The organism is Campylobacter coli LMG 9860 (assembly GCF_000254135.1).
GTDB classification, from domain to species: Bacteria; Campylobacterota; Campylobacteria; order Campylobacterales; family Campylobacteraceae; genus Campylobacter_D; species Campylobacter_D coli.
On the sequence record NZ_AINS01000150.1, the window covers coordinates 1 to 986 of the forward strand.

At 24.3% G+C, this 986-nt stretch carries 1 protein-coding gene; it reads right to left on the bottom strand.

Going from position 1 to position 986, the window contains the following annotated elements:
- Positions 1 to 209: 209 nt before the first annotated feature.
- On the bottom strand, positions 210 to 698 hold the full coding sequence (locus tag CCO88_RS09835; protein ID WP_002840884.1) for a hypothetical protein: 489 nt from the start codon (positions 696 to 698) through the stop codon (positions 210 to 212).
- Between the last annotated feature and the right edge of the window lie 288 nt (positions 699 to 986).

Consider the following 986-nt stretch of genomic DNA (forward strand, 5'->3'; position numbering starts at 1 on the left):
ATAAACAATTAATAATAGGCTAAAACTTCAAACATATTGCATAATATTTTATATTTATTTTTTCATGCAAATATTTAATAAAGTATTATTTAAAAATATAATATTTTTTTAAGTAAAAGAATATTACAATTTCATAAAACAATTAATAATAGGCTAAAATAAAGGTTTAGCACTTCACCTGAGCGTTTATTCGTTAAAAAGTGCGTTTTCTACAATTTAATTTTATTACAATCCTTTCTAAAGACTAACTTTATCAGGGCTTGAAACTCTCTTATAAGATTTTCATCTAGTCTTTTTGGAAAATCAGGCAAAATCAGTTCATCTCCTACCTTTTCCATCTCTTGCGGTAGTCCTGCAATCTCTAAAGTGTTTAAATTTGCTACATAGCCTTTATATTTGATTAAATTCATATCATGGCTAAATTCAAATTTATTACCATCTATTGTATGTTCTATCAAGTTTATAAAATAATCATCGATGATGATATTTTTTAAATCTATTATATTTGCTAAAATTTTTTTAGAACTTGCTTTAGAAACATTATCCAAAATGCACTCGTATTGAGTTTCTATCAATTTTCCTAACTCATCATAATTAAAAATTCTGCCATTTTCACAAACTGCTAAATTATCTCGTATTAGCCAGAATTTATCACCAAATTGACTTTTTTGGGGTAATAAGATTTTATCATCTTTCATATTTTTTGCCTTTTTTATTTTTTTAAATTCTAACAAAAAATACTTTTGATTTCAAAAACCAAATTTTTTCTTTTGAAATTCTTCGCAAAGAACTTTAAAAGAAAAAAGGTTGAGCAAGCAAGGAATAAAACCTTGCTTCTCTAAAAAATTATTTAAAAATAGATTTAATTAAATCAAAAATTGTAGGCTGCAAAATAAACATTAAAGCAGCAAGAATAATTACATATGTTTTGACTTCTGTTTTAAAACTATCTAGCTTGTTTTCAACCTTATCGATTCTAGTATCAA